The 18,944-nt window shown below is 57.8% G+C and carries 15 protein-coding genes; 10 read left to right on the top strand and 5 right to left on the bottom strand.

Going from position 1 to position 18,944, the window contains the following annotated elements:
• Window positions 1-122: 122 nt before the first annotated feature.
• Together cckA and FHW16_RS10465 are read left to right on the top strand one after the other, a co-directional pair.
• The gene (gene cckA, locus FHW16_RS10470) at window positions 123-2,711 is read left to right on the top strand and encodes a cell cycle histidine kinase CckA (protein WP_182549146.1); all 2,589 of its coding nucleotides are present in this window, start codon (window positions 123-125) and stop codon (window positions 2,709-2,711) included.
• 87 nt (window positions 2,712-2,798) lie between these two features.
• Window positions 2,799-3,494, top strand: a complete 696-nt coding sequence (locus FHW16_RS10465; protein ID WP_182549145.1) for an ArsR/SmtB family transcription factor — start codon at window positions 2,799-2,801, stop codon at window positions 3,492-3,494.
• 674 nt (window positions 3,495-4,168) lie between these two features.
• Here the strand turns inward: FHW16_RS10465 and FHW16_RS10460 are convergent.
• On the bottom strand, window positions 4,169-4,882 hold the full coding sequence (locus FHW16_RS10460) for an SDR family oxidoreductase (RefSeq protein ID WP_182549144.1): 714 nt from the start codon (window positions 4,880-4,882) through the stop codon (window positions 4,169-4,171).
• 323 nt (window positions 4,883-5,205) lie between these two features.
• On the opposite strand from FHW16_RS10460, the gene FHW16_RS10455 reads away from it, so the two are divergent.
• The gene (locus tag FHW16_RS10455) at window positions 5,206-5,730 is read left to right on the top strand and encodes a GNAT family N-acetyltransferase (protein ID WP_182549143.1); all 525 of its coding nucleotides are present in this window, start codon (window positions 5,206-5,208) and stop codon (window positions 5,728-5,730) included.
• A 70-nt stretch (window positions 5,731-5,800) separates the two neighbouring features.
• The gene (locus FHW16_RS10450; protein ID WP_182549142.1) at window positions 5,801-6,460 is read left to right on the top strand and encodes an OmpA family protein; all 660 of its coding nucleotides are present in this window, start codon (window positions 5,801-5,803) and stop codon (window positions 6,458-6,460) included.
• Here the strand turns inward: FHW16_RS10450 and FHW16_RS10445 are convergent.
• Window positions 6,453-7,379: a pseudouridine-5'-phosphate glycosidase gene (locus FHW16_RS10445; RefSeq protein WP_182549141.1), complete on the bottom strand. Its 927-nt coding sequence runs from the start codon at window positions 7,377-7,379 to the stop codon at window positions 6,453-6,455. The two genes, FHW16_RS10450 and FHW16_RS10445, sit on opposite strands and share 8 nt — an antisense overlap.
• Window positions 7,380-7,411: 32 nt before the next feature.
• Window positions 7,412-8,362, bottom strand: a complete 951-nt coding sequence (locus FHW16_RS10440; RefSeq protein ID WP_182549140.1) for a carbohydrate kinase family protein — start codon at window positions 8,360-8,362, stop codon at window positions 7,412-7,414.
• A 318-nt stretch (window positions 8,363-8,680) separates the two neighbouring features.
• On the opposite strand from FHW16_RS10440, the gene recA reads away from it, so the two are divergent.
• The 4 genes from recA (at window position 8,681) to FHW16_RS10420 (ending at window position 14,080) form a co-directional block, all read left to right on the top strand.
• A complete protein-coding gene (recA, locus tag FHW16_RS10435; RefSeq protein ID WP_182549139.1) occupies window positions 8,681-9,775 on the top strand; it encodes a recombinase RecA in 1,095 nt (364 codons plus the stop codon).
• A gap of 308 nt (window positions 9,776-10,083) precedes the next feature.
• A complete protein-coding gene (alaS, locus tag FHW16_RS10430) occupies window positions 10,084-12,741 on the top strand; it encodes an alanine--tRNA ligase (protein ID WP_182549138.1) in 2,658 nt (885 codons plus the stop codon).
• A 335-nt stretch (window positions 12,742-13,076) separates the two neighbouring features.
• Complete coding sequence (locus FHW16_RS10425) at window positions 13,077-13,274, top strand: hypothetical protein (protein ID WP_182549137.1); 198 nt, start codon at window positions 13,077-13,079, stop codon at window positions 13,272-13,274.
• Window positions 13,275-13,603: 329 nt separating this feature from the next.
• Complete coding sequence (locus FHW16_RS10420) at window positions 13,604-14,080, top strand: hypothetical protein (RefSeq protein ID WP_182549136.1); 477 nt, start codon at window positions 13,604-13,606, stop codon at window positions 14,078-14,080.
• Window positions 14,081-14,630: 550 nt separating this feature from the next.
• On the opposite strand, the gene FHW16_RS10415 is transcribed toward FHW16_RS10420, so the two are convergent.
• The gene (locus tag FHW16_RS10415; RefSeq protein WP_182549135.1) at window positions 14,631-15,845 is read right to left on the bottom strand and encodes an NADP-dependent isocitrate dehydrogenase; all 1,215 of its coding nucleotides are present in this window, start codon (window positions 15,843-15,845) and stop codon (window positions 14,631-14,633) included.
• A 252-nt stretch (window positions 15,846-16,097) separates the two neighbouring features.
• On the opposite strand from FHW16_RS10415, the gene FHW16_RS10410 reads away from it, so the two are divergent.
• Window positions 16,098-16,967: an RNA methyltransferase gene (locus FHW16_RS10410; RefSeq protein WP_182549134.1), complete on the top strand. Its 870-nt coding sequence runs from the start codon at window positions 16,098-16,100 to the stop codon at window positions 16,965-16,967.
• Complete coding sequence (gene murI, locus FHW16_RS10405) at window positions 16,960-17,760, top strand: glutamate racemase (protein ID WP_182549133.1); 801 nt, start codon at window positions 16,960-16,962, stop codon at window positions 17,758-17,760. Before FHW16_RS10410 ends, murI begins: the two co-directional genes overlap by 8 nt.
• Window positions 17,761-17,804: 44 nt before the next feature.
• On the opposite strand, the gene FHW16_RS10400 is transcribed toward murI, so the two are convergent.
• A complete protein-coding gene (locus tag FHW16_RS10400) occupies window positions 17,805-18,869 on the bottom strand; it encodes an LLM class flavin-dependent oxidoreductase (RefSeq protein ID WP_182549132.1) in 1,065 nt (354 codons plus the stop codon).
• Window positions 18,870-18,944: the final 75 nt, after the last annotated feature.

Below are 18,944 nucleotides of genomic sequence, written 5' to 3'. Positions count from 1 at the left end.
CGGCATCAAAGATATGTTCCAAACGAATCGGAACCGGCATTGGTCATACGGATTTCAGCCGGTTCAGAATATTGTGGCCTGCCCGGGCAGCTTCCGCGATGAAAAGAAGGGGTTTGAGACGAATGTCTCAAGAGACGCACAACGATCTTTATCCAGAGCCGATCATCGCCAATACCAAGTCGACCAAAGCCGCTTTGCGTCTTGTCATCCTTGGTGTGCTGCTGGTCGGTGTTTCCATCCTTTATTTCATCTACCGCGACCAGCTGGGGCAGCAGTTCCTGCTGGGGCTTCTTGGCACACTGGCCATGACCGGCGTGTTCTATCTCTTCGGCTCCGCCATCAACGTCATACAGTTTACCCCGCGCGGGACGAGCGATGAGCTGACACGCGCTTTTGTCGATACATTTCCCGAGGGAACCGTCGTTACGGACCAGAAGGGCCGCATCGTTTACGCCAACCGGGCCTATGCCCAGCTGACCGGCGTGACCAATTCCAACGACGTCCGGGCAATCGAGCATATATTGTCCAGCGAAAGCGCCGCGTCCGATCCCATTTACCGGCTGGCCAATGCGGTCAGGGATGGTATTTCCGGCCAGGAGGAGCTGCGCCTGTCACGGCCACTCGATCCGGCGCGTGAGCCTGTTCCCACTTGGTACCGTGTGAAAGCGCGTGCCGTTGCGGGTATTCCGGGTCAGACCGCGCCGGTTTTTGCCTGGCAGATTGCCGATATCTCCGCTGAACGCGCCGAACAGGAGCGTTATTTTCAGGATATTCAGGAAGCAATCGATCATCTCGACCACGCTCCGGCCGGTTTCTTCTCGGCTGATCCCGACGGGCGTATCATCTATATCAACGCGACACTGGCTGAATGGCTTGGAGTCGATCTGACCAAGTTCACGCCGGGCTCGATGACTGTACGTGACATCGTTGCCGGCAATGGCATGGCACTGATCAATGCTGTGAAGACAGAGCCGGGCACCAGCCGCAATACGGTGATCGATCTGGATCTGGCCAAGGCAAACGGCCAAAGCCTCGCTGTTCGCTTCTATCATCGCGTGCAGGCACAGCGCGATGGCAAGCATGGTCCGACCCGCACGATAGTCCTCAACCGCGCCGAGGGCGAAGACAATTCCGCAGCCTTGCGCGCCGCTGAAGTGCGGTTCACCCGCTTCTTCAATTCCGCATCCATGGCGATTGCAGCTGTCGATGCGTCCGGCAAAATCCTGCGCACCAATGCGCGGTTCCTGGGACTGTTCTCGCCTGTGGTGGATCGTGATGCCATCGACCGGAGGACACCGCTCGAAACCGTTGTGCACGAGCGCGACAGGGAGGCTTTCGACCGGGCGCTTGCCGCTGCCTTTGCAGGCAAGGCGGAAATATCGCCTGTCGATACGGTTATTCCGGGTCATGAGGAGCGTCACCTGCGATTCTATATCAGTCCGGTCTTCGATGCGGGATCAGAAGAAGGCGCCGAGGAAGCGGCCATTGTTTCCGTTGTGGAAACCACGGAGCAGAAAGCGCTCGAAGCCACCATGGCTCAAAGCCAGAAGATGCAGGCCGTTGGTCAGCTTGCAGGTGGTATAGCGCATGACTTCAACAACGTCCTGACCGCAATCATCATGTCGTCTGATCTTCTGTTGACCAATCACCGGGCTTCCGATCCGTCCTTTGCCGATATCATGAACATCAAGCAGAACGCCAACCGCGCGGCATCGCTGGTGCGGCAGCTTCTGGCGTTCTCGCGGCGCCAGACCCTGCGTCCGGAGGTGCTTGACCTGACCGACGTCATTGCCGATGTGCGCATGTTGCTGACACGGCTTGCGGGGACACAGGTCAACCTCAAGATCGAGCACGGCCGGGATTTGTGGCCCGTGCGCGCCGATCTTGGCCAATTCGAGCAGGTGGTGGTCAATCTGACCGTCAATGCGCGCGATGCCATGCCCGAGGGCGGCGATCTGATCATCCGCACCCGCAATATCGGCGAGAGCGAAAGCGCAGCGCTCAACTACCGTGATCTCATGCCGGGCGACTATGTGCTGGTCGAGGTGCAGGACAGCGGTACGGGCATGCCGCCCGAGGTCATCGAGAAGATTTTCGAGCCCTTCTTCACCACCAAGGAAGTCGGCAAGGGCACGGGCCTCGGCCTTTCCATGGTCTACGGTATCATCAAGCAGACCGGCGGTTCGATCCATTGCGAATCCGAACTCGGCAAGGGCACGACATTCCGTATCTTCCTGCCGCGCCATGTGGAAGCTCCTGTTCTCAACGAGGCTGGAGAAGTTGTTGCGGTCGAAGCCCCGAAGAAGGAAAAGAAGGCCGAGAAGGCTACTGATCTTTCAGGTTCCGCAACGGTTCTTCTCGTCGAGGATGAGGATGCGGTGCGCATGGGCGGCGTTCGGGCGCTGCAATCGCGCGGCTATACGGTGCATGAGGCTTCCAGCGGCGTCGAAGCGCTTGAGGTCATGAAGGAACTCGAGGGCAAGGTCGATATCATTGTTTCCGACGTGGTCATGCCAGAGATGGACGGTCCGACACTCCTGCGCGAACTGCGCAAGGAATACGGGGATATCAAGTTCATCTTCGTGTCCGGTTATGCGGAAGACGCCTTTGCACGCAACCTGCCGGAAGATGCCAAGTTCGGCTTCCTGCCAAAACCGTTCTCGCTGAAACAGCTGGCGACTTCGGTGAAGGAAATGCTGGAAAGCGAATAAGGGGCGCCTTGATACTTCGAGCGTTTTCGAAGCATCCTTGGCGTGGATGCGCCAGTATTGGCTCAGAAGCAGCCACGGAAGAATGTCATGTCGAACAACGCAAGATTTGCCGAAATCGCCGCGCTGGCTGGAGATCCCGGCCGCGCCAGCATGCTGACCGGCCTTATGGATGGCCGCGCTTTGACAGCGGGCGAGCTGGCGCACCTTGCCGGGATCACGGCGCAGACGGCCAGCAGCCATCTGATGCGTATGACGGAGGCCGGGCTTCTGCAGGTGGAGAAACAGGGCAGACACCGTTATCATCGCCTGGCATCACCTGCCGTGGCGCAGATGATCGAAAGCATCATGCAGATCGCAACACCCGTCACCGGCGGCAAGACGGTCCGCACGGGGCCGCGCGACGCGGCATTGCGGGCAGGGCGCACCTGTTATGATCATCTGGCGGGAAAGCTGGGTGTGTCGATTGCCGATGCCCTTGTCGGGGCCGGACATCTGGAGCTGGGACGCGATGCGGGCGAACTGACAGATACGGGCATGTCGCTCTTCGACAGGCTGGGAATAGATGTGGGCTCGATCAATCAGAAGAAAGGCCGCATTCTGTGCCGCCCCTGCCTCGACTGGAGCGAACGGCGCCCGCATCTGGCTGGCGCCATAGGTGCTGCATTGTGCAATCACTGTTTCGACAAGGGCTGGATCCGGCGCGTTGAAGGCACGCGCGCAGTGTCAGTGACGCCCAATGGCCAGAGGCATCTGCGTGAATCGCTCGGCGTTGATCTGATATAGATCGGCGATTGAGGTTCCGTGGTTCGCCCTTCGACAAGCTCATTGTGGAACGAGTTCTCCCCGTTGCCACGCCCGCTTTTGCGTCTGGCTGTTGAAAGAAGAGAATGACGGGCGGTCCTTGGAACGCGGGTCTTGGGTAGTCTGGTATGCGATGCTTGCGATCCAAGGACCACTCGCCCCGGCGATTTGTGTCTTCGCCTTGTTCTGCCCTTTCACCAGACCCTTTCGGGTCCCTATGAAGCTGTGGCAAAGGGGCGAAACCTCCCCAGTCTCACAGGTTCTCCCCGCGAGGCCGAAGCGCCGATCCTTTCCCGACTTTCGAAAGTTTCCGGAAGCATTCCCGCCGGAAAGGACACGATGAGAATACGCGAGGATGAGAAGTGTTGGATAAGTTGGTGTGGTTTTCTTACGAAGGGCAAAACTGAGGACCAATTCACCCCCCTCTGTCCTGTCGGACATCTCCCCCGCAAGGGGGGAGATCAGCCTTCACAACTGTTTCAGATAATCTTCAACAGCTGAAAGTTGAGCGAGATGGTTAATGACGATGTGATCTCCCCCCTTGCGGGGGAGATGCCCGACAGGGCAGAGGGGGGTGGATATCTATCCAATATTTGCACAATCACGAACCACGCACAGCAGCGGGGCAGCATTTCAGCATGCTGCCCGAAGCGCGTTCAGACGTGCTTGGTGATGCCGCCATCGACGCGGATGTTCTGGCCGGTTATATAGCCCGCATCATCCGAAAGCAGAAACGCTGCCGTCTTGGCGATCTCGTTCATGGTGCCGACGCGCTTCATCGGGATGCCGGTCTCGGTGCCCGGCTTGTGATCGAGGCTGTCGATAAAGCCGGGAAGTAAGGCATTCATGCGGATGTTGTCGGCGGCATAACGATCCGCATAAAGCTTCGTATAAGCGCCGACGGCGGCGCGATAGGCGCAGGAAACCGGGAAGACAAGGCTTGGTTCGAAGGCGGCAAAGGTGGTGATGTTTACCCAGGCACCTTTCCCCTGCTTGATCATGTACGGTGTGACGAGCCGCGCCATGCGCACGACGCTCAACACCATCAGATCATTGCCCAATGCCCATTTCTCGTCGGTGATGTCGATAAGATCACCCTTCGGCGGATGACCCGTGTGATTGACCACCGCATCGATCCGACCATAAGCTTCCGCCGTCTTGGCGACGAGCGTTTCCAGATCCTTGGCTTCTCCGGCAGATCCCTTGATGCCGATGGCACCCAGTTCGGCTGCCAGCTCGATCGCACTGCCGGAAGGCGACATCAGTCCCAGCTTGTAGCCTCTGCCGTGCAGTTCGCGGGCTATGCCGGCGCCCATGCCGCGTCCGCCACCGGTGATGATTGCTACTGGCGATTTTGGAGTATCAGTCATTGTCGTTCCTTGTCTGTGCAATTTGAGTGGGCGGAGCATCTTAGATCGGAACCGGCTTCGCAAACGAATTTCACCTGCCAGATCGGTCAAATTTTTTGAACTGCGCTCATGTTTTGAGTCCGAAGGCCCCTTGAAATCACTGATATTGTGGTGAAAGATGGCCGCATGATCAACCGTTCGACAATTATGATGCTTTGCACCGCACTCCTTTTCAGGGGTGGTGGAGAGCTGTTGCGCTGACGTCGACGCGATCTTTCACCAGACCCTGCCAATGAGGCGAGCAGGGTCTGACCACTGCTCTCCTTGAACAAACGGAGAGCAAGATGACAGACCAGAATTCACCATCATCTCAGGACAGCGGATTTTCCATCCGTGCCGCGCGTATCGACGATTGCGACCAGATCAATGCCTTGACGAACCTGCCCGGCTTTCGCGCCGGCACTTTGCGCCTGCCTTTCCAAGGGCCGGAACAAACCCGCAAATGGCTCGAGAACCCCGGTGCCGGGACGATCAGCATCGTTGCTGAAATCGATGAGAAGGTTGTTGGTCACGCCGGCTTGCATCCGTCGGGCGGGCGGCGCGCTCACGCGGCAAATCTGGGGCTTGGCGTCCATGACGACTTTACAGGACGAGGCATAGGCAAGGCCTTGCTGCTTGCCTTGATCGATACGGCGGACAACTGGCTGAACATCCGGCGTCTGGAGCTGACGGTCTATACGGACAATATCAGAGCCATCGATCTCTATGAAAAATGTGGCTTCGAGCGGGAAGGCCTGCACCGGGACTATGCCTTCAAGGGCGGGCAGTTTGTCGATGCTCTGGCGATGGCCCGGTTAAGAAAAATTTAGCCGGTTCCTCTCCATATTTTGCCGTAATCACTCGTATATTTTGCGACAATTCCAACGGGGACCTGATTCCATGATCAAGAAGTTTGCCATCGGCTGTCTTGCAGCGACGTTTTTAGCTGGTTGCACCACCACCGATCCCTATACGGGCGAGCAGAAAATATCGAACACAGCCGGTGGTGCTGCGATTGGCGCGGCAGTTGGCGCGCTGGGCGGTCTTGCCGTTGGCGGCGGTGGCAAATCTGGCCGCAATGCGGCTTTGATCGGTGCCGGTATCGGCGCACTCGCCGGCGGTGCCGTTGGCAATTACATGGATCGTCAGGAATCGGAGCTGCGCGCACAGCTGCAGGGCACTGGCGTATCGGTGACGCGTAACGGTGACAAGATCATTCTGAATATGCCATCGAACATCACGTTTGCCACGGACCAGGATGCGGTTAAGCCGCAATTCTTTGCAACGCTGAATTCGGTTGCAGTGGTGCTGCGCAAGTTCGACCGCAGTATCATCGATGTCTATGGTCATACGGACAATGTCGGCGGCCAGCAGTACAATCAGCTCCTGTCCGAGCGCCGCGCGCTTTCCGTATCGAACTACCTGACCCAGCAGGGCATCGACAACAGGCGCTTTGCAGTTCGAGGTTTCGGTATGGATGAGCCGGTTGCTTCCAACAACTCGGAAGCCGGCCGGTCCCAGAACCGTCGCGTCGAACTGCAGATTTCGCCGCTTACTTAGTCGTCAATGCAACCGCAATGCGCGCCGCGAGGCGTGCATTGTTTTCCACCAGGGCGATATTGGCCTTCAGGCTTTCACCCCCGGTGATGTCGAGAATTTCCGAGAGAAGATATGGCGTTACGGCCTTGCCCGTAATGCCATTTTTTGTGGCGCGCGACAGGGCCTCACGGATGTAACCGCCCATGATCTCCGCAGGAATTTCACTTTCGACCGGGATGGGATTGGCAATCAGCATGCCGCCAATGACGCCGATGGCGTTGCGCGCTGCCTGAAATTTGGCAATGGCATCAGGCGTGTCGAGACGCAGCGGCGCCTTGAGGTGTGACTGACGCGACCAGAAGGCAGGCAGAACATCCGCCCCATGCACCACAACGGGGACACCTTTGGTTTCAAGCACTTCCAATGTCTTTTCAATATCCAGAATCGCCTTGGCACCGGCCGAAACAACGATAACCGGCGTACGGCCCAGCTCTTCAAGATCGGCTGAGATGTCGAAGCTCGTTTCGGCGCCCTTGTGCGCGCCGCCGATGCCGCCCGTTGCAAACACGCGAATGCCGGCAAGATGCGCGGCCAGCATCGTGGCGGCCACGGTTGTGCCGCCGGTGCGGCCCTCGGACAGGGCAAAGGCGAGGTCGGCGCGTGACAGCTTCATGGCCCCCTTGACCTGCGCCAAAGCCTCCCGTTCTTCTGCGGAAATACCGATCTTCAACCGGCCGTCGATGATGGCGATGGTTGCGGGAACAGCACCGCCCTCGCGGATGATCGTCTCGACATCGGCGGCCATGCGGCTGTTGTCCGGGTAGGGCATACCGTGGGTGATGATCGTGCTTTCCAGTGCCACCACGGGTCGTCCGGCATCAAGCGCCGTCTGTACCTCAGGCGCAATGTCGGTGAACGGGTTGAGGGCTGCAGTGGTCATGGTTCTTTCCTTTGTCATGTGCGGCTCTTAGCTCACGCGAGCCGGGTGGCCGTCGGTATGGTCGCAAGCACCGCGTCAAAAATCTTCGACGTAAAGATCGGGGTTGCGGAATGGGTTTTCAGTGTCAGAGCCGATGCTGCGAAGCCCTCGCGAACGGCGTCCTGCAGTGCGGCGCCGCGCATCAGGGCGGCAATGGTGGCGCCCGCCAGCGCATCTCCTGCGCCGGTGACATCGGCAATGCCATCAATTTCGGGTGGAAGCAGGGAAAACGCCCCTTCATCGGAATAGGCAAGTGCAGCCTCGCCGCCATTGCTGACGATTGCCGCATGCAGGCCTTCTGCCCTCAGGGCTTTGTGAAGATCGCGCAGGCTGGCATCCGCGCCGAGTCCCGTGAGCGCAAAGGCTTCACGCCGGTTGAGAAACAAACAGCCGAGGTTTCCGAGGACCGGCCGCAGCCGCACGGCCTTTGCCGGAGAGATGGCCAGCGCGTAGAGCGGTTTGTCTCCGGCAAGCTCTGCCAGCCGTTGCAAGGCTTCGGACGGCAGATTGGCGTCGCCGAAAACGGCATCGGCTGCTTCAATGGAATCGCGCACCTTGCGGCGGCGCAACTGTCGGGGCAGGGCAAGTTCATACAGTGCCATATCGGCAATGGCTGCAACAACATCGCCATGCTCGTCGAGGATAGCGGTGTAACTTGGTGTCGCCCGATCAATGAAGACGGCAGAGCTGTCTTTGATCCCGGCGGCTTCGAAAGCCGCGCTGATGACGTCGCCGACCCGGTCACCACCGCGCACCGACAGCATCTCGGCTTGGACACCCCGCCGGACCGCCAGACGCAAGGCATTGAAAACGCCTCCGCCCGGTTCTTCCCGCATGATGCCGGGGTTGGAGGCGCCGGGAATAAACGGAACGCTGCTTTGGCCGCGCCGGTCCATATGGGCGCCGCCGACAGCGAACAGCAGCGGGTTTTTGTCCTGGGGCATGTCGATGGCTTTTGCTGAACAAATTGATGGGTTGAAAGACACTTGGTCGTTTCCCCTGTCTAGAGCGCTCCTTGCGTCGACGCAATCGCCTGAACGATTCGAATCTGTTTTCCGTTGTTGCCGTCCCGGCAGCCGGTGCTCAAGAGGAACATGTGGACAACCCAGCGGGGGTGCTAACGAGAACGTTAAAAGAACATTTTTGAGTTACTATTGTTTTTCAATGGGTTATTCGTATTGCAAAATGAGAACAAAACAGATACAAATATCTTCAAAGACCGGAGCGTCCGGACTTCATGGATAGCACAGGGGTAGTGTAACATGGCTCAAAATTCTTTGCGGTTAGTTGAGGGTAATTCGGTGGATAAAACGAAAGCGCTGGATGCGGCATTGTCCCAGATCGAGAGGGCCTTTGGTAAGGGTTCGATCATGCGGCTTGGACGCAATGAGCAGGTGGTGGAAATTGAGACGGTTTCAACTGGCTCGCTTTCACTTGACATAGCCCTCGGCGTCGGCGGTTTGCCGAAAGGCCGTATTGTCGAGATTTACGGACCTGAAAGCTCCGGTAAGACGACCCTGGCGCTGCATACGATTGCTGAAGCCCAGAAAAAGGGCGGTATCTGCGCCTTCGTTGACGCGGAACATGCACTGGACCCGGTCTATGCCCGCAAGCTGGGTGTGGATCTGGAAAACCTGCTGATATCGCAGCCCGATACCGGCGAGCAGGCACTTGAGATCACTGATACGCTGGTGCGCTCCGGGGCAATCGATGTGCTTGTTGTCGACTCCGTAGCTGCCCTGACACCGCGTGCGGAAATCGAAGGCGAGATGGGTGATTCTCTCCCCGGCCTGCAGGCGCGTCTGATGAGTCAGGCACTGCGCAAGCTGACAGCGTCGATTTCGCGCTCCAATTGCATGGTCATCTTCATCAACCAGATTCGCATGAAGATCGGCGTGATGTTTGGTTCGCCCGAAACCACGACGGGCGGCAATGCGCTGAAGTTCTATGCTTCGGTTCGCCTCGATATTCGCCGTATCGGTGCGTTGAAGGAACGCGACGAGGTCGTGGGCAACCAGACCCGCGTCAAGGTCGTCAAGAACAAGCTTGCGCCGCCCTTCAAGCAGGTTGAATTCGACATCATGTATGGTGAAGGTGTTTCCAAGACCGGCGAACTGGTTGACCTCGGCGTCAAGGCAGGGATCGTTGAAAAGTCCGGTTCATGGTTCTCCTATAATTCCCAGCGTCTGGGGCAGGGCCGCGACAACGCGAAACTCTTCCTCAAGGATAATCCTGAAGTCGCCAATGAGATCGAACTGGTGTTGCGCCAGAACGCCGGTCTGATTGCCGAGCAAATGCTGGATAAGGGTCCGGACGATGTTGAAGACAATGATGGCCCCGAGGCCGCTGAAGGCTGATCTTCCAGGACGGGCCGTTTCTGGTCTGTGATTGAAAACCCGCATCCAGCCTCTGGATGCGGGTTTTTCTTTTGTGAAGTGTTTTCATGCTGCAAGACCTTGCCTCAGCTGGGCTCAAATCTCCCTCAAGCTCAGCATGAGGGAGAGGGCATGCATTTGAAGACAGTGCTGTTCACGAGCAAAGCCCATCATCACAGGGATTTTCTGGACAGGCAGCGGCCACATCGCTACAAGCGTTGCGTTCCGCCTCTTTGCTGCAACAAGGGGCTATTTCGCTTTGGTTTTAGACAAGTCAGAAGGCAATACACATGAGTGGCGTCAACGAAATCCGGTCGACATTTCTGAACTATTTCAAGAAGAACGGCCATGAGATCGTGGCGTCGAGCCCGCTTGTCCCGCGTAATGATCCGACGCTGATGTTCACCAATGCCGGTATGGTGCAGTTCAAGAATGTTTTCACCGGTCTGGAGCAACGGCCCTATAGCCGCGCCACGACATCGCAGAAATGCGTAAGGGCAGGCGGCAAGCACAATGACCTGGATAATGTCGGCTATACCGCCCGCCATCATACTTTTTTTGAAATGCTCGGAAATTTCTCCTTTGGCGATTATTTCAAGGAAGAGGCCATCAGCCTTGCCTGGAACCTGATCACCAAAGAATTCGGCCTTGACAGGAACAAGCTGCTGGTCACCGTCTATCACACGGATGATGCAGCCGCCGGGTTCTGGAAGAAGATTGCCGGCCTGTCCGATGACCGCATTATCCGTATCGCGACCAGTGACAACTTCTGGGCCATGGGTGACACCGGTCCGTGCGGCCCGTGCTCGGAAATTTTCTATGACCACGGTGAAGACATCTGGGGTGGTCCTCCCGGCAGCGCCGATGAGGATGGCGATCGCTTTATCGAGATCTGGAACCTCGTGTTCATGCAGTTCGAGCAGATCACCAAGGAACAGCGCATTGAATTGCCACGCCCGTCGATTGACACGGGCATGGGGCTGGAGCGTCTGGCTGCGGTGCTGCAGGGCGAGCATGACAATTACGATATCGACCTGTTCCGCGCGCTTATCCGCGCGTCGGAAGATGCAACCGGCGTCAAGGCGGAAGGTAAATTCCGGGCCAGCCACCGGGTGATTGCCGATCATCTGCGCTCATCGAGCTTCCTCATCGCCGACGGCGTGCTGCCGTCGAATGAAGGCCGGGGTTATGTGCTGCGCCGTATCATGCGCCGCGCCATGCGCCATGCGCAGTTGCTGGGTGCCAAGGAGCCGTTGATGTGGCGCCTGCTGCCGGCGCTCATCCGCGAAATGGGGCAGGCCTATCCGGAGCTGATCCGCGCTGAATCACTGATTTCCGAAACTCTGAAGCTCGAGGAAACCCGCTTCCGCAAGACGCTGGATCGCGGCCTTGGCCTGCTCAGCGACGCAACGGAAGGTCTTGGCGAGGGTGATCGTCTCGATGGCGAGACGGCTTTCAAACTCTATGACACGTTCGGTTTCCCGCTCGATCTGACGCAGGATGCGCTACGTCAGCGTGGCATCGCTGTTGACACCGACGCTTTTGCCGCCGCCATGGAACGACAGAAGGCGGAAGCGCGCGCCCATTGGTCCGGTTCCGGCGATGCGGCTACGGAAACCGTCTGGTTCTCGGTGCGTGACAAGGTCGGTTCCACCGAATTCCTGGGTTATGAGACCGAAAAGGCCGAAGGCGTCATCACTGCACTCGTGCGGGACGGTGCGCAGGTGGACAGCGCCGGCGAAGGCGAGAACATTGCCATTGTGGTCAACCAGACGCCGTTCTACGGTGAATCCGGCGGCCAGCAGGGTGATACTGGCGTCATTTCCGGTGACGGCTTCACAGTGGTCGTGACCGACACACAGAAGAAGAATGACGGCGTGTTCGTGCATCTTGGCAAGGTTCTCAAGGGCACCGTGAAGTTGGATGAGCCGGTTGAGCTGGTGGTCGATAGTGCGCGCCGGACGCGTATTCGCTCCAATCACTCGGCGACACACCTGCTGCATGAAGCGCTGCGCGAAACACTTGGTACGCACGTTGCCCAGAAAGGTTCACTCGTCGCACCGGACCGGTTGCGCTTCGATTTCTCGCATCCGAAGCCGATTTCGGACAAGGAACTGGCTGTGATTGAAGATCTGGCCAACGAGATCGTATTACAGAACGCACCGGTCAGCACCCGTCTGATGGCGGTTGACGACGCGATAGCTGAAGGCGCAATGGCGCTGTTCGGCGAGAAATATGGCGATGAAGTACGCGTTGTTTCCATGGGAACGGCGCTGCATGGTGAAAAAGCGGGCAAGAGCTATTCGACTGAACTGTGCGGTGGCACGCATGTTCGCGCAACCGGCGATATCGGCCTGATCCGGATTGTCTCGGAAAGTGCCGTGGCTGCCGGTGTCCGCCGTATGGAGGCATTGACCGGCGAAGCTGCACGCCGCTATCTCGAAGAGCAGGATGACCGGGTCAAAGCCATTGCCAGCGCGTTGAAATCCACGCCTGCCGATGCGTTGTCGCGTGTAACAACGTTGCTGGATGAGCGCCGCAAACTGGAGCGCGAACTCGTCGAAGCGCGCAAACAGTTGGCGCTTGGCGGTTCCAGCAATGGCGGCGCACAATCAGAGACTGTCAATGGCGTTGGCTTTATCGGCAAGGTTGTGACTGGCGTCAATCCGCGCGATCTGAAGCCTCTGGCCGATGATGCCAAGAAGACTGTCGGTTCGGGCGTCGTCACGTTCATCGGCGTCTCGGAAGACGGCAAGGCAAGTGCGGTTGTCGGCGTCACCGATGACCTCGTCGGCAAGTTCAGCGCTGTCGATCTCGTCAAGATCGCTTCCGCCGCGCTTGGCGGTGCTGGCGGTGGCGGGCGTCCCGATATGGCGCAGGCAGGCGGACCCGATGGTTCGAAGGCCGAAGCCGCTGTGACGGCGGTGCGCGACGCTTTGGCTGACTAGTTCAACGACCCGCTTTTCTAGTCGCGTGCAAGCGCGGCTGGTCGTGATCATCCTGACACGCGCAGGCCGGTGAGCCCGATGCCTCGAAGGCCGAAGCCGCTGTGGCAGCTGTGCGAGATGCTTTGGCTGACTAGTTCAACGAACCGCTTTTCCAGTCGCGTGCAAGCGCGGCTGGTCGTGAGCATCCTGACATGCGCAGCCAGGCGGACCCGATGGTTCGAAGGCCGAAGCCGCTGTGACGGTGGTGCGCGACGCTTTGGCTGATTAGTTCAACGGACCGCTTTTCCAGTCGCGTATAAGCGCGGCTGGCGACGACCATCCTGAAGGGCATACCGGTGGCTGTTAGCCGCAAGGCCGAAGCCGCAGTAGCCATCGCGAGCCACGCTTTTGCCGGCCCGTTCTGGCATTTGTTTCCAGTCCGTATGAGTTCCCGCAATCGTCCTGAAACTGCGCAGGCAGGCGCATTTGACGGCTCCAGAAGTGAAGCTGCGATAGCAGGCGTGCGCGAGGCATTGGCTTGCTATTTCCAGTAATATGGTTCCAGCCGCGTATCGGCGCAGCTGGAACATACCGGTGTGAGAATAGGCTCTCCACCGCGCCACCCCATTTCCTCATGTTCTTCTTGAGGTAATTTGTACACCTGCCCGTCATGTCTATCAATTAAACTATAGTAGAATTTAAAATATGCCGCGTTTCCGGTACTATTCTCCATGTCCCTGGCGCGTGCGTTTTGTTTGAAATTTTGAGCAGTGTTTTTGACTTATTATTTTTGAGAATTCTTGTGAAAGCTATACCGGCTCTTTTGTGTACTGCGATGGCACTTGCTTCCTGTCAGACGTCGACGGTGGTCAAAGATGTCCATATGCGGAGTGATACTGCCTACGGCCCCAGTGTCATGGCTTATTACGCTCTGTTCACGTCACTGAGCGTGCAGCCCTATTATTCGACAACGGTCGGATATGGATTCAAGACGCGCTATGTCGGGCCAGGCAAAAGCCTGATTTCCGAAGCGTGGAGCTACGGGAAACAGCTGCCATTCACCAAGGGATTGAGCACCCGGATACCTTGTTACTTCCAGCCGTGTGTGCCCACGCGTGAAGACACGGGCATGGTCTCGATGGACGAGGCGGACTTTGCTGCCGCTGCATCAAAGGGTTTTGAGTTCGAACTGGCAGGAAAGGCGGGGAAGATCGTTGGCAGCATTCCGGCCCACGCCTTCCGTAGGGTGCTCGACCTTAAATCGGGAATGAAATTGCCATCGGCGACGCCAAACTGTGCTGCGCTGGCAAAGCCGGGGAAACCGGCCAAAGAGGAAGAAAAGGCTGAAGACGATGAGTGAATTTCGCGGACGGCCTTGATTCAGGCAGTGGATAGATCGTCAAAGCAATCGAGGAGCACTGCGTTCGTTTGAGTTGCTATGACTTTGAAAGTTACTCTGTGTCCCTGATGCAGGAAACAGCATTGCGGGCAGTCGCCCTTTTTCACAGTAATCACCATTTCGTAGTGTCCCGGGCCACGAAATGGTTCGTATTCATGCGTACCTGGGCTGGTCGGTGTTATCCCTGGTTTAAACGCCCCAACTGGTTGGTCGTTGTAATAAAACCTGAGTTCATGGGGATCCGTCGTCGATGGATATTCGCTCATGACGAAAGGTAACGCATTGTCAATCTTGAGAAAAGCGAGAGATTCTGTGTGTTGCACGTCGTGATAATCACATCATGTGGCAATCCGTAAGGCTCTGCGTCGAGAACCGGTTTGGGTCCGGGGAGTTTGAGCCGCCGAGCACACCATTAAAAAGCAGTTGCAGAAATGAAATCGGGCCCCCGTCACCGAGGGCCCGATTGTTTCGTCCATCCCCGCCAGAAGCGGGTCTTTTCAAGGATGGCCGATCAGGCGGCCATGGCCTTGCGCAGGTTCTCGTCAATCTTGTCGAGGAAGCCAGTGGTGGACAGCCAAGGCTGATCCGGACCGATCAGCAGCGCCAGATCCTTGGTCATGAAACCGGATTCAACCGTATCAACGCAGACTTTTTCCAGCGTGTTGGCGAAGCGGTCCAGTTCCGCATTGCCGTCGAGCTTGGCGCGGTGGGCAAGGCCACGCGTCCAGGCGAAGATCGAAGCGATGGAGTTGGTGGAAGTTTCCTGCCCCTTCTGGTGCTGGCGGTAATGGCGTGTCACCGTACCGTGGGCAGCTTCCGCTTCCACCGTCTGACCATCTGGCGTCATCAGGACGGAAGTCATCAGGCCGAGTGAGCCAAAGCCCTGCGCCACGATATCGGACTGCACGTCACCATCATAGTTCTTGCAGGCCCAGACATAGCCGCCGGACCACTTCAGCGCCGATGCAACCATGTCGTCGATCAGACGATGCTCATAGGTGATCTTCTTCTCGGCAAACTTGTCCTTGAATTCGGCGTCGAATACTTCCTGGAAGATATCCTTGAAGCGGCCGTCATAGGCCTTGAGGATGGTGTTCTTGGTCGAGAGGTAGCAGGGAACGCCGCGATTATAGGCATAGTTGAGCGAGGCGCGGGCAAAGTCGCGGATGGAATCATCCAGATTGTACATGGCCATGGCAACGCCGGCACTTGGCGCATCATAGACGTCGTGTTCGATCGTCTTGCCGTCTTCGCCGACGAATTTGATCGACAGCTTGCCCTTGCCGGGGAACCGGAAATCGGTCGCGCGGTACTGATCGCCGAAAGCATGACGGCCGACGATGATTGGTTGCGTCCAGCCTGGAACCAGACGGGGAACGTTCTTGGCAATGATCGGTTCGCGGAAGATAACGCCGCCGAGAATGTTGCGGATGGTGCCGTTGGGCGACTTCCACATCTTCTTGAGGCCGAATTCCTCAACGCGCTGTTCGTCAGGCGTGATCGTGGCGCATTTGACGCCGACGCCATATTTGTTGATCGCATTGGCCGCATCAATGGTGACCTGATCGTCGGTCGCATCGCGGTGCTCGATGCCCAGATCGTAATATTTCAGGTCGATGTCGAGATAGGGATGGATCAGCTTCTCTTTGATGTACTGCCAGATGATGCGGGTCATCTCGTCGCCATCGAGCTCGACAACCGGGTTTGCAACCTTGATCTTAGCCATGAATAGTCAGCCTCTTTTTTGCTGGTCTGGGAATGCCAGCATCGGTTTTCGTTGAGGGTTCGCGCCCCTATAGCACTCGCAAACCAGAACGCAAAGACAGGCTTTAACGGTTTGATGGCAATCCATGCGGAATAATGGGCATGAGGGCGAACCATGCACCGTAACCCTGCGAAATACCGGCTTTGCAGCACTCAGGATTGCTCATCAAAAATTCGCGAGCTAAGAGGACGCCAGATACTCTAGGGAACACAGATGGCAGGTACAGACAGACAGCGCACTCTCATCGCCGAAGGGCCGGCGATCATATTGGTCGAACCGCAATTGCCGGAGAATATCGGCATGGTGGCGCGGGCCATGGCCAATTTCGGTCTGGCAGAGCTGCGCCTCGTCAAACCACGCGAAGAATTTCCCAACGATAAGGCGCGCTCCGCTGCAAGCCGTGCTGATCACATCATCGATGGGGCAAAGGTCTATGATGATCTGCCGTCGGCTATTGAGGATCTGCATTTCGTCTACGCGACGACCGCACGTGAGCGCGACGCCTTCAAACAGGTGCGGGGACCTGTCGAAGCAGGGCAGACACTGCGCCAGCGTTTCAACCGGGGCGAGAAAACAGGCATTCTTTTCGGCCGCGAGCGTTTCGGCCTCAATAATGACGAAGTCAGCCTCGCCGATGAGCTGGTAACATTTCCGGTCAATCCGGCATTTTCGTCGCTGAATATCGCACAGGCGGTTTTGCTCATGTCCTATGAGTGGATGAAGTCAGGGTTGGAGAAGGAAACGGACACGGCCTTCCGGGGGCCCGAGCTTGAGCCCGCGCCGAAGGAGCAGCTGCAGGGCTTTTTCAACCATCTGGAAGATGCGTTGCAGGCACGGGGCTATTTCCGTCCGATGGCCCGCAAGGAGATCATGGTCAACAATCTGCGCGGTGTGCTGACCCGAGCCGGATTTTCCGACTCGGAGCTAAAGCTCTTGCGCGGCGTTGTTGTCTCGCTGGATTATTTCAGCCCCAAGACACCGCGCGGTTCGGGGGCGCCAGAAGGGCGCAAGCGGGAAAAACCAGCGGCCAAGAAACCAGCGGCCAAGCCAACGAAACACGAGGATAAATCGGGCGATGAGTGACATAACAGACCGGCCGATCATTGCGTTTGACAGCGGCATTGGCGGTTTGACTGTTTTGCGCGAGGCGCGGGTGCTCATCCCGGACCGACGCTTTGTCTACATCGCCGACGATGCCGGTTTCCCCTATGGCGATTGGGAAGAGGAACCGTTGCGCGCGCGCATTCTCGGCCTGTTCGAGGGTTTTATTGCCAAATACGATCCGGAGATCGCCATCATTCCCTGCAACACAGCGTCGACGCTGGTGCTGGACGATCTGCGTCAGGCCTTTCCGTCCGTACCTTTTGTCGGCACTGTTCCGGCCATCAAACCCGCAGCCGAGCGTACCTCGTCGGGCCTTATCACGGTGCTGGCAACGCCTGGCACGGTCAAGCGCGCCTATACGCGCGATCTTATTCAATCTTTTGCCACGAAATGCCATGTACGGCTCGTTGGCAGCCAGAATCTGGCGCGCATGGCCGAAGCGCATATACGCGGTGATCATCTCGATGATGCGGCGATAGAGGCGGAAATCGCGCCATGTTTTGTCGAAATGGATGGTAAACGCACTGATATCGTCGTTTTGGCCTGCACGCATTACCCGTTTTTGGCCAATGTGTTCCGGCGTCTTGCCCCATGGCCCGTCGATTGGCTCGATCCGGCCGAAGCGATCGCCCGCCGTGCCTTGTCGCTGCTCAAGCCGAACGGTACCGGCACCGAGCCGGAGCATGGCGACGATATCGCGGTGTTCACATCAGGTAACCCCGACTTTTCCACCCGGCGGCTGATGCAGGGCTTTGGGCTTGCCACGGCCTGATCATGGCAGCGGGCGGTGGGACTGAAATCCCACCGCCGTTGGTTTTAAACCAATGCCGCTTCTTCCGTTTTCACGGATTGGCCAAGCTCCTTGCGGATGACAGGAGCAACTTCCGTCCCGTACAGCTCGATAGCCCTCAGCGTGTTCTTGTGCGGCAGGCTGCCGAGATCGATCTGCAACATGAAGCGATCGTGCTTGAAGTAGGTGTGTTGCAGCATGATCTTGTCGATGACTTCCTGTGGCGAGCCGACCAGAAGTGCGCCACGTGGGGTGCGCCCCGCCTCAAACTGTGCCCGGTTGCTCGGCGGCCAGCCGCGTTCGCGGCCGATCTTGTTCATCACCACCTCATAGGATGGCCAGTAGCCATCTGCTGCGGCCTGTGATGTCTCCGCGACATAGCCGTGCGAATTGATGCTGACTTTAAGCGTCTCCGGTGCATGACCGGCCTTTGCTCCCGCTTCACGGTAGAGATCGACCAGAGGCGCAAAGCGATGCGGTTCGCCGCCGATAATGGCAACGGCAAGCGGCAGGCCGAGCGTTCCGGCGCGGATGACCGAGGCGGGGGTGCCGCCGACGGCAATCCATACAGGCAGCGGATTCTGCAACGGACGTGGATAGACGCCAAGATTGTTGATCGGCGCCCGAAGGTTGCCTTTCCACGTCACGCGTTCGCTGGCTCGCAGTTTCAATAGCAGGTCGAGCTTTTCGGTGAACAGCTCATCGTAGTCGTTAAGGTCATAGCCGAACAGGGGAAATGACTCGATGAACGAGCCGCGACCCGCCATGATTTCCGCACGGCCCGACGAGATGAGGTCGAGCGTCGCGTATTCCTGGAACACGCGAACCGGATCCTCCGAGCTCAAAACGGTGACGGCGCTGGTCAACCGGATATTCTTGGTGCGTGCGGCGCCTGCGGCCAGAACCACGGCCGGAGTGGAAATGACGAAATCCGGGCGGTGATGCTCGCCGATGCCGAACACATCGAGACCGACCTGATCAGCCAGCTCCATTTCTTCCAGGAGGTTCTGCATGCGCTGGTGTGCGTCGATGGCAACACCGCTCTTCGGGTCAGGGCTCATGCCTGCAAATGTATAGATGCCGAGTTCCATGATCTTCACCTTCGTATCTTGTGTTGCTGCATAGGTAGGCACAGCTCCATTGCTTGTGAAGAACGCACATTCCGG

Source organism: Phyllobacterium myrsinacearum (assembly GCF_014138285.1).
GTDB classification, from domain to species: Bacteria; Pseudomonadota; Alphaproteobacteria; order Rhizobiales; family Rhizobiaceae; genus Phyllobacterium; species Phyllobacterium myrsinacearum_A.
The sequence above is the reverse complement of the archived record's forward strand: the minus strand, read 5'-3'. Positions and strand labels throughout refer to the sequence as shown.

What these genes read in the sequence shown, in the direction of transcription:
- FHW16_RS10415 (WP_182549135.1), bottom strand. Translation starts at nt 15,845, where the DNA reads ATGGCTAAGATCAAGGTTGCAAACCCGGTTGTCGAGCTCGATGGCGAC.
- FHW16_RS10400 (WP_182549132.1), bottom strand. Translation starts at nt 18,869, where the DNA reads ATGGAACTCGGCATCTATACATTTGCAGGCATGAGCCCTGACCCGAAG.
- FHW16_RS10410 (WP_182549134.1), top strand. Translation starts at nt 16,098, where the DNA reads ATGGCAGGTACAGACAGACAGCGCACTCTCATCGCCGAAGGGCCGGCG.
- recA (WP_182549139.1), top strand. Translation starts at nt 8,681, where the DNA reads ATGGCTCAAAATTCTTTGCGGTTAGTTGAGGGTAATTCGGTGGATAAA.
- alaS (WP_182549138.1), top strand. Translation starts at nt 10,084, where the DNA reads ATGAGTGGCGTCAACGAAATCCGGTCGACATTTCTGAACTATTTCAAG.
- FHW16_RS10450 (WP_182549142.1), top strand. Translation starts at nt 5,801, where the DNA reads ATGATCAAGAAGTTTGCCATCGGCTGTCTTGCAGCGACGTTTTTAGCT.
- FHW16_RS10420 (WP_182549136.1), top strand. Translation starts at nt 13,604, where the DNA reads ATGCGGAGTGATACTGCCTACGGCCCCAGTGTCATGGCTTATTACGCT.
- FHW16_RS10460 (WP_182549144.1), bottom strand. Translation starts at nt 4,882, where the DNA reads ATGACTGATACTCCAAAATCGCCAGTAGCAATCATCACCGGTGGCGGA.
- cckA (WP_182549146.1), top strand. Translation starts at nt 123, where the DNA reads ATGTCTCAAGAGACGCACAACGATCTTTATCCAGAGCCGATCATCGCC.
- FHW16_RS10465 (WP_182549145.1), top strand. Translation starts at nt 2,799, where the DNA reads ATGTCGAACAACGCAAGATTTGCCGAAATCGCCGCGCTGGCTGGAGAT.
- FHW16_RS10455 (WP_182549143.1), top strand. Translation starts at nt 5,206, where the DNA reads ATGACAGACCAGAATTCACCATCATCTCAGGACAGCGGATTTTCCATC.
- FHW16_RS10440 (WP_182549140.1), bottom strand. Translation starts at nt 8,362, where the DNA reads ATGCCCCAGGACAAAAACCCGCTGCTGTTCGCTGTCGGCGGCGCCCAT.
- murI (WP_182549133.1), top strand. Translation starts at nt 16,960, where the DNA reads ATGAGTGACATAACAGACCGGCCGATCATTGCGTTTGACAGCGGCATT.
- FHW16_RS10445 (WP_182549141.1), bottom strand. Translation starts at nt 7,379, where the DNA reads ATGACCACTGCAGCCCTCAACCCGTTCACCGACATTGCGCCTGAGGTA.